The organism is Thermanaerothrix solaris (genome assembly GCF_032334255.1).
GTDB classification, from domain to species: Bacteria; Chloroflexota; Anaerolineae; order Anaerolineales; family Anaerolineaceae; genus Thermanaerothrix; species Thermanaerothrix solaris.
Genome location: NZ_JAUHMF010000002.1, coordinates 236,817 through 249,025, shown reverse-complemented (window position 1 = coordinate 249,025; position 12,209 = coordinate 236,817). Strand labels below are relative to the sequence as shown.

General features: G+C 61.2%; 15 protein-coding genes. 9 read left to right on the top strand and 6 right to left on the bottom strand.

The annotated features are described in order from the left end of the window. Positions 1-9: 9 nt before the first annotated feature. From QYE77_RS09320 to glpX, 7 genes are all read left to right on the top strand, one after another. Positions 10-936 carry a DUF4870 domain-containing protein gene (locus tag QYE77_RS09320; protein ID WP_315625124.1) on the top strand — a complete coding sequence of 309 codons (927 nt, stop codon included), beginning with the start codon at positions 10-12 and terminating at the stop codon, positions 934-936. Next, a complete protein-coding gene (gatB, locus tag QYE77_RS09315; protein ID WP_315625123.1) occupies positions 933-2,387 on the top strand; it encodes an Asp-tRNA(Asn)/Glu-tRNA(Gln) amidotransferase subunit GatB in 1,455 nt (484 codons plus the stop codon). The genes QYE77_RS09320 and gatB overlap by 4 nt, the downstream gene beginning before the upstream one ends. A 47-nt stretch (positions 2,388-2,434) precedes the next feature. Then, positions 2,435-2,923 carry a GNAT family N-acetyltransferase gene (locus tag QYE77_RS09310; RefSeq protein WP_315625122.1) on the top strand — a complete coding sequence of 163 codons (489 nt, stop codon included), beginning with the start codon at positions 2,435-2,437 and terminating at the stop codon, positions 2,921-2,923. Positions 2,924-3,124: 201 nt separating this feature from the next. Then, the gene (frr, locus tag QYE77_RS09305) at positions 3,125-3,682 is read left to right on the top strand and encodes a ribosome recycling factor (protein ID WP_299029301.1); all 558 of its coding nucleotides are present in this window, start codon (positions 3,125-3,127) and stop codon (positions 3,680-3,682) included. A 4-nt stretch (positions 3,683-3,686) separates the two neighbouring features. After that, positions 3,687-4,439 (top strand): isoprenyl transferase, encoded by a 753-nt coding sequence (locus QYE77_RS09300; protein WP_315625121.1) that lies wholly within the window; start codon positions 3,687-3,689, stop codon positions 4,437-4,439. 4 nt (positions 4,440-4,443) lie between these two features. After that, complete coding sequence (locus QYE77_RS09295; RefSeq protein ID WP_315625120.1) at positions 4,444-5,259, top strand: phosphatidate cytidylyltransferase; 816 nt, start codon at positions 4,444-4,446, stop codon at positions 5,257-5,259. Between the two features lie 30 nt (positions 5,260-5,289). Then, positions 5,290-6,303 carry a class II fructose-bisphosphatase gene (gene glpX, locus QYE77_RS09290; RefSeq protein WP_315625119.1) on the top strand — a complete coding sequence of 338 codons (1,014 nt, stop codon included), beginning with the start codon at positions 5,290-5,292 and terminating at the stop codon, positions 6,301-6,303. A gap of 66 nt (positions 6,304-6,369) precedes the next feature. Here glpX and QYE77_RS09285 read toward each other — a convergent pair whose 3' ends face one another. The 6 genes from QYE77_RS09285 to QYE77_RS09260 all read right to left on the bottom strand — a co-directional run bounded on the left by QYE77_RS09285 (position 6,370) and on the right by QYE77_RS09260 (position 10,557). Continuing rightward, on the bottom strand, positions 6,370-6,711 hold the full coding sequence (locus QYE77_RS09285; protein WP_315625118.1) for a nucleotidyltransferase domain-containing protein: 342 nt from the start codon (positions 6,709-6,711) through the stop codon (positions 6,370-6,372). Next, positions 6,675-7,070, bottom strand: a complete 396-nt coding sequence (locus tag QYE77_RS09280) for a HEPN domain-containing protein (protein ID WP_315625117.1) — start codon at positions 7,068-7,070, stop codon at positions 6,675-6,677. Before QYE77_RS09280 ends, QYE77_RS09285 begins: the two co-directional genes overlap by 37 nt. 128 nt (positions 7,071-7,198) lie before the next feature. Further along, entirely contained in the window at positions 7,199-7,915 is a 717-nt protein-coding gene (locus QYE77_RS09275; RefSeq protein WP_315625116.1) for an SIMPL domain-containing protein, read from the bottom strand. 83 nt (positions 7,916-7,998) lie between these two features. Continuing rightward, positions 7,999-9,054, bottom strand: coding sequence for a LiaI-LiaF-like domain-containing protein (locus QYE77_RS09270; RefSeq protein ID WP_315625115.1), 1,056 nt, complete (start codon positions 9,052-9,054; stop codon positions 7,999-8,001). Between the two features lie 13 nt (positions 9,055-9,067). Further along, a complete protein-coding gene (locus QYE77_RS09265; protein WP_315625114.1) occupies positions 9,068-9,712 on the bottom strand; it encodes a hypothetical protein in 645 nt (214 codons plus the stop codon). Positions 9,713-9,768: 56 nt separating this feature from the next. Then, positions 9,769-10,557, bottom strand: coding sequence for a LiaI-LiaF-like domain-containing protein (locus QYE77_RS09260; RefSeq protein ID WP_315625113.1), 789 nt, complete (start codon positions 10,555-10,557; stop codon positions 9,769-9,771). Positions 10,558-10,803: 246 nt separating this feature from the next. Between QYE77_RS09260 and QYE77_RS09255 the strand changes: the two genes are divergently transcribed. Both QYE77_RS09255 and QYE77_RS09250 read left to right on the top strand, forming a co-directional pair. Continuing rightward, positions 10,804-11,097 carry a hypothetical protein gene (locus QYE77_RS09255; protein ID WP_315625112.1) on the top strand — a complete coding sequence of 98 codons (294 nt, stop codon included), beginning with the start codon at positions 10,804-10,806 and terminating at the stop codon, positions 11,095-11,097. A 7-nt stretch (positions 11,098-11,104) separates the two neighbouring features. Beyond that, positions 11,105-11,896: a hypothetical protein gene (locus QYE77_RS09250; protein WP_315625111.1), complete on the top strand. Its 792-nt coding sequence runs from the start codon at positions 11,105-11,107 to the stop codon at positions 11,894-11,896. Positions 11,897-12,209: the final 313 nt, after the last annotated feature.

Here is a 12,209-nt window from a genome sequence, read left to right as displayed (position 1 = left end):
AAAATCTCCATGAAGCGCCTATCCCTTGCCCCAACCACCGGTCCTGACCGCCTTTTAGCCGCCCTGGCCCATGCTGCCGTCCTGCTCCCAGGCTGGGGACTGCTGGTGCCCACGGCGCTGTGGGCGGCACACCCGCGCCGCGGGGATTACCTCTCGTTCCAGTCCCTGCAAGCGCTCACCTACCAGGTGCTGCAACTGTTGATCCTGGGGGTGGTAGGGCTGGGGGTGGGTGTGCTTTACGTCGGCGAGGCCGTAGTTCTGCTCTTGCTCTCATCCCTCATCTCTCAGGACGTCAGCAGCGTGCTCTTCGTGCTCGCCTCGGCGTTCGGCCTGGTCAGTTTGGCCGCCGTCTGGGGGCTGCTGACGCTGGGCGGAGTGATCGCCGCCATCCTGTGCCTGAGCGGGCAGGACGTGCGTTATCCATTGCTTGGCGCGCATATGGAGCGCGCCTTGCGCGCCGAAGGTGAGTCCGCGGCGCTCGACCCCGAACGCGAGGCACGCTGGATGGCCGCGCTGACGTACGGCGGCGTGCTGATCAACCTCTGCGGCTGGCTGCTGCCGCTCATCGTCTGGCTGACCCAGAAAGACCGCTCGCCGCTGCTGCACTTCCACGCCCTGCAATCGCTCATCTATCAGGGCGTTGGCGACCTGCTGTTGTTTCTGGCCAGCCTGATGATCATGGTGACCGTATTCCCGCTGATGCTCATCCTGGCGCTGGTGGAGCGCGCCGCCGCGCCCCTGGCGCCTTTTTTCCTCCTCCCTTTGGGAGTGCTAGGGCTCGCTGGGTTGGGATTTTCTTTCATCTACGTGATTTTGGGACTGTGGGCCGGCCTGCGCCTGGCGCAAGGGCATGAGGTCACCCTGCCCGGCCTGGGGCGCTGGCTGCGTCAACGCCTGACCATTTCCCCGTCTGCATCCGGAGGTTCGCACGCATGACCGACTACGAGGCGATTATCGGCCTGGAGACCCACATCCAACTGAACACGCTGACCAAGATTTTTTGTGCTTGCAAGGCGGATTCGTGGAACGACCCGCCCAATACCAACATCTGCCCGGTGTGCACCGGCCTACCCGGCGTGCTCCCGGTGCTCAACCGTGCCGCAGTGGAGAAGGCCGCCTTGCTCGCCCTGGCCATGCACGCCGAGATCAACGAGGTCTCTTTCTTCGACCGCAAGAACTACTTTTACCCCGACCTGCCCAAGGGGTATCAGATCTCGCAGTATGACCGTCCCCTGGCGTCCGGAGGCTACATAGATATCCCCATGCCGGCCACCCCTGAGCGCCCGGCCTACGTGCGCCGCGTCAACATCATCAAACTGCATATCGAGGAAGATGCCGGCAAGACCAAAAACGTCAACGGGCGGCGCTGGATTGATTTCAACCGCTGCGGCGTGCCGCTGGTGGAGATGGTAACCGGGCCGGATTTACGCTCCGCGGATGAGGCCGCGCAGTACCTCATCCGCCTGCGCCAGTTGCTGCGCTGGCTGGGCATCTCCGAAGCAGATATGGAGAAGGGGCACCTGCGCTGCGATGCCAACGTCTCCATCCGTCCTAAAGGCGCGGATTATTTCAACCCCAAGACCGAGATCAAGAACGTCAATTCGATTGAGAACGTGCGCGATGCCATCCAGCACGAGATCGAACGCCAGATCCGCGAAGTGGAGGCCGGGCGCACCATCGAAGCCTGGACGCTGGAATGGGATGAGGACGCCGGCGTCCTGCGCAAGATGCGGTCCAAAGAGACCGAAGCCGATTACCGCTACTTCAAAGAACCCGACCTGCTCCCCCTGCGCATTGATGCAGAGTGGAAAGCGGCTATCCTGGCCCAGCGGGTGGAACTCCCGCTCGAACGCCGCCAGCGCTTCATCGAAGCCTACGGCCTGCCCGAGTACGATGCCGAAATCCTGACCGGCGAACGGGCGCTCTCGGATTACTTTGAGCAGGCGGTGCAGGCTTACGGCGGCGACCCCAAGAAGGTCTCGAACTACCTGATGAACGACATCCTGCGCATGCTCAACGAGAGTGGTAAGAGCGCCGCCGACCTGCGCCTCACCCCGGCTTACCTGGCCGAGATCCTCAAACTGGCCGACGCCGGCACCATCAACACCTCAACCGCCAAAGCCCTCTTGCAGAAAGTGGAAGAGAGCGGGCGCCCACCGCGCGAGATCGTCGCAGCCGAAGGGTTGGCCAAGGTCAGCGATGCCGAGGCCATCCGCGCCGTATGCCGCGAGGTGATCGCCGAGAACCCCACCGAGGTGGAGACCTACCGCAAGGGCAAGGTTACGCTGATCGCCTGGTTTGTCGGCCAGGTGATGAAGAAGATGCGTGGCAAAGCCGACCCTACCCTGGCACGCCAGATCCTGGAAGAATTGCTCCGCCAGGGGTGAGCCGGAATTCTGGGCCCCTTTCAGGCTCTCAGCGCCGGGCTGAGAAAATGAACTTTCGGATTCGTCCTATTCAACCTCAGGATCGGACCACTCTGGCCGATTTTATGCGCACCTATTGGGGGGCAGATCTTATTGTGGTCCACGGGACCCCTTTCCAGCCCTCGACGCTACCGGGTTTCCTGGCTCTCGAAGGGGATATGTGGGTGGGGGTGATCACATATCACCTCGTCGGTGACCAATGCGAAATTGTGACACTGGATAGCCTGCGTCCCGGGCACGGGATTGGCACTGCACTGCTCGCCGCGGTGCAGGAGATGGCTCAAAACCTCGGTTGTCGCCGATTATGGCTCATCACCACGAACGATAACCTCGCTGCACTGCATTTCTACCAAAAACGCGGTTTTAGGCTCAGAGCCGTCTATCCCGACGCAGTTACCCGCGCACGGCACATTAAACCCCAGATTCCTTTAGTAGGAGAAAACGGCATCCCTATCCGGGATGAGATTGAACTAGAATGGATTCTTCCCGCGCCTTGATTCTAAAGACGAGACTTTTTCCAGTAGCCTCATAAGGCGTGACTGAATCATGGCGCAATTCGCAATTTTAAGGTATGCTTTAATCACGCCTCTGCCTTTGGCGGAGCGATGGGCGTTGTGTCCCTCGCCCCAGGGCAGAGCGACGACCGTGCCCGTCCAGGGCATATGACCCTACGTTGCCAACGGAAGGAGGCCTGGCCTATGATAAAGGACGCACTCAAAGAAGCCGAGACCCGCATGAAGGGCGCCTTGCAAACGCTGGAAGAAGACCTCGCCGGCATTCGCACCGGTCGCGCCACCCCTGCGCTGATCGAGAAGATCCCCGTGGAGTACTACGGCGTGCCCACCCCCCTGATGCAACTGGCCGCCATCAGTGTCCCCGACCCGCGCACCCTGCTGATCAAGCCCTTCGATCCTTCCACCCTGCGCGCCATTGAAAAGGCCATCATCGCCTCGCCGCTCGGGCTGACCCCTTCCAACGATGGCAAAACGATGCGCCTGGTGCTCCCCCCGCTAACCGAGGAGCGGCGGCGCGAATTGGTCAAAATGGTGCATGCCCGCCTGGAAGAAGCCCGCGTGGCCATCCGCAACATCCGCCGCGACGTGATGAAAGACCTGCGCGAATTTGAAAAGGAAAAACTGATCTCGGAAGATGACCTCAAAAAAGGCGAAGAGGAATTACAGAAACTAACCGACCGAATGATTGGAGAAGTAGATACCATTGGTGCGCGAAAAGAGAAAGAAATCCTGGAATTCTGAGCCTATGACCGCCACCCCCGCCCCGGCTACGGTTGCAGAACTGACCAAAGTTCCCACCCACATCGCCATTATCATGGACGGTAACGGACGCTGGGCACGTCAGCGCGGCTTGCCCCGCCTGGCCGGCCATCGCGCCGGCACCGAAAATCTGCGCCGCATCATCCGGGCCTGCGTCGAATTTAACATCAAGTACCTGACCATCTACGCCTTTTCCACCGAGAACTGGGGCCGCCCGCAGGAAGAGGTCAACGGGCTGATGGCCATCCTCGAAGAGGTGATTGATAAAGAACTGGATGAACTCCACCGCGAGGGGGTGCGCCTGCAACACATTGGCCGCCTGGAGCGCCTCAACCCCACCCTGGTCGAGAAGGTCAAATACGCGGTGGAGTTGACCAAACACAACGACCGTCTCATCCTTAACATCGCCTGGAACTACGGCGGGCGCGATGAGATCGTCTGCGCCATCCGCAAGATGATCCAGGATGGCGTCAAGCCGGAAGAGGTCACTGATGAACTGGTCAGCCGCTACCTTTTCACCGCCGGCATCCCCGATCCCGACCTGATCATCCGCACCTCGGGCGAGATGCGCATCAGCAACTTCCTGATCTGGCAGGCCGCCTACGCGGAATGGTACGTTACCCCCACCCTGTGGCCAGATTTTGACCGTGAGGAACTGCTCAAAGCCCTGATGGATTACAGCCGCCGCGAACGTCGTTTCGGGCGCCTTTCACCGAATGAATGCTGCACCGAGGTCTGATGGCATGCTCGCCCAGCGCCTCCTGGTCATCATCGTCCTGATCCCCGTTGGCGTGACCTTTGCCGTGCTGGGCGGCTGGGCGTATGCTGCCTTCATTACGCTGATCCTGGTGGTGGCAGCCTGGGAATACTGGCGCATCTTTCGCCGCGGCGGGTTCGCCCCCCTGGCCGGCGTGCTCCTGCCGGGCGTGGCCATCCTCGTCCTCAGCCGCGCCGCCTGGGGGTTCGATCACAGCCACCTCATCCTCTCGGCATTGATCCTGGTGACCATGCTGGCGCACATGGGGGCAATGGCCGCCACGCGCACCGCCCAGGGCGTTGATTTCGCCATCACCCTGGGGGGGTTGCTGTATATCGGCTGGCTGGGCAGTTACCTCATCTCGCTGCGCGCCCTACCCCAGGGCTTATGGTGGTTGCTCCTGGTCATCCCCATCATCGGGATTGCCGACTCGGCGGCGTTCCTCATCGGACGGCGCTTCGGCCAACACAAACTTGCCCCCGCCATCAGCCCCAACAAGACCTGGGAGGGCTACCTGGCAGGGGTGGTGTTTGCCATTTTGAGCGGGCTGCTCCTGGCCTGGCTGTGGCGCCTGCGCTACCCCGAATTACACCTTTCGCAGGGGCTGGTGCTGGGGGTGATGATCGGGGTGTTTGCGCCCTTGGGCGACCTGGGGGAAAGCATGTTCAAGCGCCAGTTCGGCGTCAAGGAAGCCAGCCATCTTCTGCCGGGGCATGGGGGGGTGCTCGATCGCATTGATTCGTGGATTTGGGCCGCCGTGATCGGGTATTACCTGATCACCGGCTTGTGGTTATCCGTATAACCCCAACTTCCCATTTAGCGGAGGAACGCGATGAGCCAAATCCCCTTACACAGCGAGATCGGAGATACCCGACCGACGCGCAACCTGGCCTTGGAACTGGTGCGGGTGACCGAAGCCGCAGCGCTGGCTGCCGGGCGCTTCGTGGGTCGCGGCGATAAAGAAGCCGCCGACCGCGCCGCCGTGGATGCCATGCGCCTGATGCTCAACACCATCCAGATGGACGGTGTGGTCGTGATCGGCGAGGGCGAGAAAGATCAAGCCCCCATGCTCTACAATGGCGAACGCCTGGGCACCGGCGATCCCCCGCGGGTGGATATTGCAGTGGATCCGATTGACGGCACCCGCCCCACCGCCCACGGCTTGCCCAACGCCATCTCGGTGGTGGCGCTGGCGCCGCGCGGGACGATGTTCAACCCCGGCCCGGCGGTGTATATGCATAAAATCGCGGTCGGTCCGGCGGCGCGGGACGTCATTGATATCGAGGCGCCGGTGGAAGAGAACCTGCGGCGCATTGCCAAAGCCAAGGGCGTGCCGGTGGAAAACCTGACCGTGGTGGTGCTGGATCGCCCGCGCCATGCCGCGCTTATCGCCGAGATCCGGCGCGTCGGCGCGCGCATCTCGCTCATCCCGGATGGGGATGTGGCGGGGGCGCTGATGACCTGCATCCCCTCCTCGGGCATTGATGTGATGATGGGCATCGGTGGCACGCCTGAGGGGGTCATCGCTGCCGCCGCTCTGCGCGCCGCCGGGGGCAACCTGCAGGGTAAACTTTATGCCCGCACCCCCGAGGAACGCGCCCGCTGTGAGGAACTGGGGTATGACTTTGACAAAGTCTTGACGCTGGATGACCTGATCGCTTCGGACGATGTTTTCTTCGCCGCCACTGGCGTGACCAACGGCGACCTACTGCGCGGGGTGCAGTACTTCCCCGATGGCGCCGTCACCGAGAGCCTAAGCATGCGCGGCTTGACCGGCACGGTGCGGCGCATCATCGCCACCCATCGCCTGAGTAAACTGGCGCGCATCAGCGCCATTCCCTACTGAGACCCCAAAACCCCCTGCCCCGGTGTGGACGGCGCCGGGGCAGGGGTTATGCTCCACGGGTGCACCTCAAGATGCCAGGGGGTAAACTTCAACCGCCTGGTCGTGCAGAATTTGGCGCCAGAAAAGCGGAACCTGCGCTTGCTCGATCTCGTTCGGGGTGAACCCCTGGGCTTGAATCGGCTCCAGGATGCGTGCCGCAGCCACACCTAGAATTTCGAGACGCTCACGCAGGGAATAACCGGCCCAATCGGGAGAAACAACGATGAGGTCAATATCACTGCCAATACGGGCCTCACCCCGCGCCTGTGAGCCGTAAAGATAAACGCGCTCGACCCGAATCCCCATTTGATTCAGCGTTTCGAGGTAACGCGTTAGGATGTGGTTAAGGCCGGATGCTGTTTGAGCCATTGAAAAACCTGAACGGTTTGGGAATAATAGGCTTCGGCGACCGGACGTGGGTAATCCCGCAAAGATTGGTGTAAATCCACCGGATAACGGGCCAGGATACTTACAGCGTTAATTTTTCCGATAAATTCAAGATGATTGGGCGGTAATGATAGATTTGCCAAGCGCGCCAGGTATATCAGATCATGAGTCCTTGGTGGCATGCTTTGAGTTGCTTCACAGACATGCGCCTTGAGCAATTTTTCCAATGCAAGGTGACAAAGGAAAATGACATAGAGATACCGCCCGGAATCCAGCATATAACGCGCTGTTTCCAAATCATATTCAGCCATTGCGATCCAGTTGCGGGTATCTTCGCGCATAATGGACGGTGCCTTAAGGAAATTATACCCATGAATCGCCGCTCCAGGCGCGAACCTTAAAACCCCCTGCCCCGGTGTGGACGGCGCCGGGGCAGGGGTTATGGAGACAGTCGTTTAGAAGGTGAGGGCTAGCGGATGAGGTAGGTGATATTGGCATCGGCGCTGATCACCAGTTGCCCCGCGGCGATCGGCGCGTTACCCCCACCGCCAATCCCCATGCCCTTGGCTTCGTATACCGGGATGGGGCTACCCGAGGAGTAGACGCTCACGTTCTGCACCTCGCCCAGGGTCACCCCCACCGCCGCCGCCAGTTCCTGCGCGCGGGCTTTGGCATCTTCCACCGCCAGGCGACGGGCCTCGGCCTCGGCTTTAGCCCGATCGGCGACATCGAACGAGATACCGTAGATGGTATTGGCCCCAACGCGCACCACCGCATCCAGCAAGCTGCCCAATTGGCTCAGGTCGCGCGCGGTAATGAACACAGTGTTCTCTACGACAAACTTGGTGCCCAGCACCTCGCCATCCGGACCAATATTTTGCTGGGGGTAGACGTTGAAGGCACTGGTCTGGATGTCCTTTTCAGCCACACCGCGTTCCTTGAGCAGGTTGACAATCGCCTGGGCCTGCTCGTTGTTTTTACTCAACGCCGAAGCCACGTCTTCTGCCTCGGTGCGCACCCCAACGTAAATATAAGCCAGATCCGGCACGACATAAACTTTGCCGTTGCCCCCAACATTAAGCGTGCGCAATTGTTCCGGCGTTGAAGCCGCCGGCACCTGAATACAGCCAGCCAGCAAGCCCACCATGGCCAATGCGAGCAGGGCAAACCATAACGGTTTCTTCATGATCTCCTCCTTGTGAGGCTAAGATAAGGTGATTTTTTTCAAGCACTTTAAAGACGCCCTGCGCGCCAGAAAGTTCCAGCCGGTCAGGGGAGATATTCCACCTGCACCCCGCCCATGGGTTGCTCAAGACTCAGACGCAGGTCGGCGTTGGCGGCGGTGGTGCCAGGCGTGTAGCACACCTGGTCCGTACAGGTTACATCGGGGGGTAGGCTCAGCGTCGCTAACGCCCGGTCAATGCGCAATTCCAGCCGCGCCTGACGCGGCACATAGAGCGTGGTAAAGCCGATGGGGTTACGCAGGTTGGCCTGCAGATCACCCGTCGCAGGTAGGGTGACGGTCAAACTGCCCAAGGCGACCTCGCTGGTCAATTGCCGCACCCGCACCTCGCGCAGATCCAGCACCTGACTACCCAGGCCGCTCTTAAGGTTGAGCACCAGCTCCACCTGAGGGTTGAAACGCAACCGCCACTGCGACTGACTCGGCCCCAGGCTCCACGGGAAGACCACCGAGGAACCCTCGGCGCCCAGACGCACCTGAACCACACTCCCGCGCGTTTGGACGTCCTCGGTCAGCGTCAGCGCCCGCGGCAGGGTGATCTCACCTTCCACCAAGTTGCGGCCACGGGTAGCCCCGACGATCTCCAACTGCCCCAGGGGCTGTTCGATCGTCACGTCTGCCGTGCGCACCCCCGCTGGCAAGGCATAGGTGAGGGATTGAGCCTGGACCGGACGGCGCACCTGCCCCACGGCAAACCAGGTGATTCCAACCACCAATCCCAAGGTAATGAAAAGCGCCAAGGCTGACGCCCAGGCCGGCCGTTCACGCAGCACCAGGTCCAGCCCCAGCGCGATCAAGAAAATCGGCCACAGGCGCAAGAACAACTCCCAGCCTCCCAGGGGCAGGTAGCCCAGGTTGGCCAGCAAAAAGATCCCACCTAAAAGGATGGAGAACACCCCCCAGGTCCAGCCCTTGCCCTGGTAGATGTGATCCAGGCCGCCGATGATGAACAACAGCGGCCAGTAGCGCAGGAAGATCTCCACGCCGTTAACGTGGATCACCCCCAGGTTGTTGAGCAGAAAGATCACGCCAATGGCGATCAGCAATAACGGGAAAAACAGACTTGGGCGTTTTGCGTCCATCGCTTATCCTCCCTTAAACCCGTCGCGGGCGCAGGGCACGATAGACCAGGAACAACCCGATCAAGATCAGCGCCGCTGGCCAGAAGTAACGTCCCAGCGCGGTAGCGCCCAAGAAGAGCAACCCCGCAAACACCAACAGAATCACCGCCGGATAGAGCGGCCAGGTCATGCGCGTGCCCCCGGGGCCGGGCAGGAGATATAGCGCCAAAAAGGTCAGCCCCAGCCCGGCCAAGAAGATCCACCCGCCACTATCGGCGGGGAGCACCGAATCGGCCAGGGAGACCACGGCCAGGGTAAACATGGTACCGGCAGGGATGAGCGCCCACCAGAACTCGCGCCGTTGCAGGTAGACCACCAAAAAGCCTACGCCGATGCTCCCCAGCACCAGAACACCGCCCAGGTAACGCGTGACTTGCGGGGCCAGACTGCCCAGCAAGACCAGGGCCCCGATTCCCAAGAGCGGGAACGCCGGAAACGCCGCCCACCACGCCTCACGCCGTGAGAGCATCACACCCAAGAAGGCCACTCCGCCCAGGGTGAGCAATAAGCCCCAGAAAAGCCCGGCCAGGGGCACCTCAAACCACAGGCTCGCCAGGGCCAGCAGGCCGGCCAGGATCAACCCGATCCCGCCGATTAGCCGCCAACGTGATTCAGACATCCCTTCCTCCAATTCCAAAAAGATGGGGTCATTCCCTTATATCTACGCAAAAAGGGCTAAAAGATTTCGACCGAACCCAGGCCGGTTTCCAGGCGCAGGTCAAAGCGGTGGGGAGCGTTGGCGTAATCCGGTGACTCATATACCTGGCCGTTGAAAGGGAAGCGCTGAGGATCAATCTTAACCCCGGCCAGGCCGCTTTGCACCTGAATGCGGAGGGCCATGGTCTCAGGCACCTGGATTTTGAGCGCCGCTGCCCCGCTCTTGAGCACGGCACTGCCCTGACCTTGCGCCGGCAGCACCACCGTGGTCTCGCTGGCGCCGGTTTCTAATTCCAGGCGGCGCACCTGCAAACGGCTCAGGTCGAGGTGGGTTTGATTGGCGCCGAGGTGGCATTCCAGATCGAGCGGCAGGTTTGGGGTGACCTCCAACGCCCAGCGGTACCCCTCCCCCCCTTCTACCCAGGGCAGGAGCATCGCATCGGCTTCCAGGTGCAGGTGCACCTCCAGGCGTTCACCTTCGCGGCGCACCTCCGGCGTGACCCCACCGCAAACACCGCGCAAGAAGAGCGTCCGCTCGCCCTCCAGCGCGCCCAGGGTGAGCCGCCCTGCGCCGTGATCCAGGCGCAGGTGGGCTTCCCGTGCGTCGTCTAACGGAATGGTGATTTCGCGGGCCTGGGTGGCGTGTCTCGGGCGAGGGCGCAAAAGGAGCCACGCCCCGAACAGGATCAGCGCCAGCGGCCAGAAGAGCGCCCAGGCGCTGAAGGGCAGTAGGCCGAGGTTTTCCAGCAACAGCAAGACCCCCAGCAGGAGCAAAATACCGCCCCAAAATAACCGTCGTGGATTCATCGAATATCTCACTTTCTCGGGGAAATCCCCCTGGGGATTAAAATGTGCCCACCCACCTGCGAGGCAGCAACCTGGGCATAACAGTTGTATAAACAATTTTATCATAACATTGAAAAACGTTATTGTGGGAGCAATTTCAAACCCGCCCTGAGTGCGCTTCCAGGGCAGATTTGTCTGGTCTGGACAAATTTTGTATAATGAAAATGGGCACGCACCCTGCGGGTGGGGCTGGCCCAGGAGGTCACCATGTTTGTCACGGTATTGATGGGATATGTCTCCCGCGAGAACTGGAGCACCCTCCAAAAGGCGTTTGCCGAGGCCGTGCGTCACCCCCCCAAGGATCTGCTGCACTCGGTGCTGGTGCAGTCGGTAGATGACCCCATGCAATGGCAGATCATCTCGTTCTGGACATCTTATGAAGCCTATAAAGAAGCCGAGGCTAAAAAAGAGACCGATAACTGCGTTCAACTCTTTTGCGCCGCGGGGAGCACACCGACGCGCCGCGGCTACCGCGTGAGCGAACGCTTCAGCCGCATCTAGGGGGCTCATGGACGCGTGGTTAGAGCGCCTGGTGGCGCTAGAGAGTGACGTTGCCTACAAAACCCCACCGGCGCCGGGGGAGCGCTATTTTCGCTACCAGCCGGGGCGATTGCCGATTTTGCTCTCTGCGCCACACGGCGCCGCCCATATGCGGGAGGGGCGGCTGAAAGACGAAGAGGATTACACCGCTGCTCTGGCGCGCCTGGTGGCTGAATTGAGCGGCGCGCACGCTCTCTTCACCTATCGCCTGGCCGACCCCGACCCCGGTTTTTACCCCGAGACCCCTTACAAGCGCGCCCTGCGCCAGATTGTGCGCCGCTACCAGATACGCTTCATCGTGGATCTGCATGGCTGTGCGGCCTACCGCGATTTCGGGCTGGCGTTGGGCACCTTGCACGGCCAGAGTTGCCCGGCCGAGCGCGGCCGCATCCTCTCCCTCTTGCATCAGTTCGGGTTCCGCCCCAACGGGCCATGGCTCTCGGTGGTGGACGTGGACCGCACCTTCACCGCCAACGGGCGCCAGGGGCAGGAAACAATCACCCGTTTTGCCTGGCAGCGGCTGGGGGTGGCGGCGGCGCAGTTCGAACTCCATCCGCACCTGCGGGTGGTGCGGCGGCTGGGGGAGGCTTCGGAACGTGAACCCTATCAGGCCCAGCCAGCCCAAATTATGCGCACGGTGGCGTTTTTCCTGGCACTGGTGACCCAGTTAGCCGAGGGTTATCATGAAAACGCCACCCCTGCTGAAACCTGGACGCCCACCCCCGAGAGCGAGGAGGATGGGCCCAGGCACGAGGACTGAGGCCGTTTTCATCCCGGGTCGTAAGTGGATCGCAGCCACCGTGACCGTTCCGGGGGATTTACCGCACCTTGCTCCAACCCATTAGCACCATAACAAACCTGAGCCGTTCTACGACGGCTCAGCGCATCCGTTCCATCCGCGCCCGGGGGCACGAATGGAGGAACGATTAAACGGCTTGCCATCTTCCATCGAATTCATTTATAATAAAATCAACCTGGGGGAAAGATGCTGCGAAAACTTCCTGTTATCCCAACTCCATCCAATCTCCACATCCGCGCGCACCGCACCGGCGCCGTCCGGTCGCGTAAGCCGA

What these genes read in the sequence shown, in the direction of transcription:
- QYE77_RS09255 (WP_315625112.1), top strand. Translation starts at nt 10,804, where the DNA reads ATGTTTGTCACGGTATTGATGGGATATGTCTCCCGCGAGAACTGGAGC.
- QYE77_RS09280 (WP_315625117.1), bottom strand. Translation starts at nt 7,070, where the DNA reads ATGCGCGAAGATACCCGCAACTGGATCGCAATGGCTGAATATGATTTG.
- QYE77_RS09310 (WP_315625122.1), top strand. Translation starts at nt 2,435, where the DNA reads ATGAACTTTCGGATTCGTCCTATTCAACCTCAGGATCGGACCACTCTG.
- QYE77_RS09320 (WP_315625124.1), top strand. Translation starts at nt 10, where the DNA reads ATGAAGCGCCTATCCCTTGCCCCAACCACCGGTCCTGACCGCCTTTTA.
- QYE77_RS09270 (WP_315625115.1), bottom strand. Translation starts at nt 9,054, where the DNA reads ATGGACGCAAAACGCCCAAGTCTGTTTTTCCCGTTATTGCTGATCGCC.
- QYE77_RS09265 (WP_315625114.1), bottom strand. Translation starts at nt 9,712, where the DNA reads ATGTCTGAATCACGTTGGCGGCTAATCGGCGGGATCGGGTTGATCCTG.
- gatB (WP_315625123.1), top strand. Translation starts at nt 933, where the DNA reads ATGACCGACTACGAGGCGATTATCGGCCTGGAGACCCACATCCAACTG.
- QYE77_RS09295 (WP_315625120.1), top strand. Translation starts at nt 4,444, where the DNA reads ATGCTCGCCCAGCGCCTCCTGGTCATCATCGTCCTGATCCCCGTTGGC.
- QYE77_RS09285 (WP_315625118.1), bottom strand. Translation starts at nt 6,711, where the DNA reads ATGGCTCAAACAGCATCCGGCCTTAACCACATCCTAACGCGTTACCTC.
- QYE77_RS09300 (WP_315625121.1), top strand. Translation starts at nt 3,687, where the DNA reads ATGACCGCCACCCCCGCCCCGGCTACGGTTGCAGAACTGACCAAAGTT.
- QYE77_RS09250 (WP_315625111.1), top strand. Translation starts at nt 11,105, where the DNA reads ATGGACGCGTGGTTAGAGCGCCTGGTGGCGCTAGAGAGTGACGTTGCC.
- QYE77_RS09275 (WP_315625116.1), bottom strand. Translation starts at nt 7,915, where the DNA reads ATGAAGAAACCGTTATGGTTTGCCCTGCTCGCATTGGCCATGGTGGGC.
- QYE77_RS09260 (WP_315625113.1), bottom strand. Translation starts at nt 10,557, where the DNA reads ATGAATCCACGACGGTTATTTTGGGGCGGTATTTTGCTCCTGCTGGGG.
- glpX (WP_315625119.1), top strand. Translation starts at nt 5,290, where the DNA reads ATGAGCCAAATCCCCTTACACAGCGAGATCGGAGATACCCGACCGACG.
- frr (WP_299029301.1), top strand. Translation starts at nt 3,125, where the DNA reads ATGATAAAGGACGCACTCAAAGAAGCCGAGACCCGCATGAAGGGCGCC.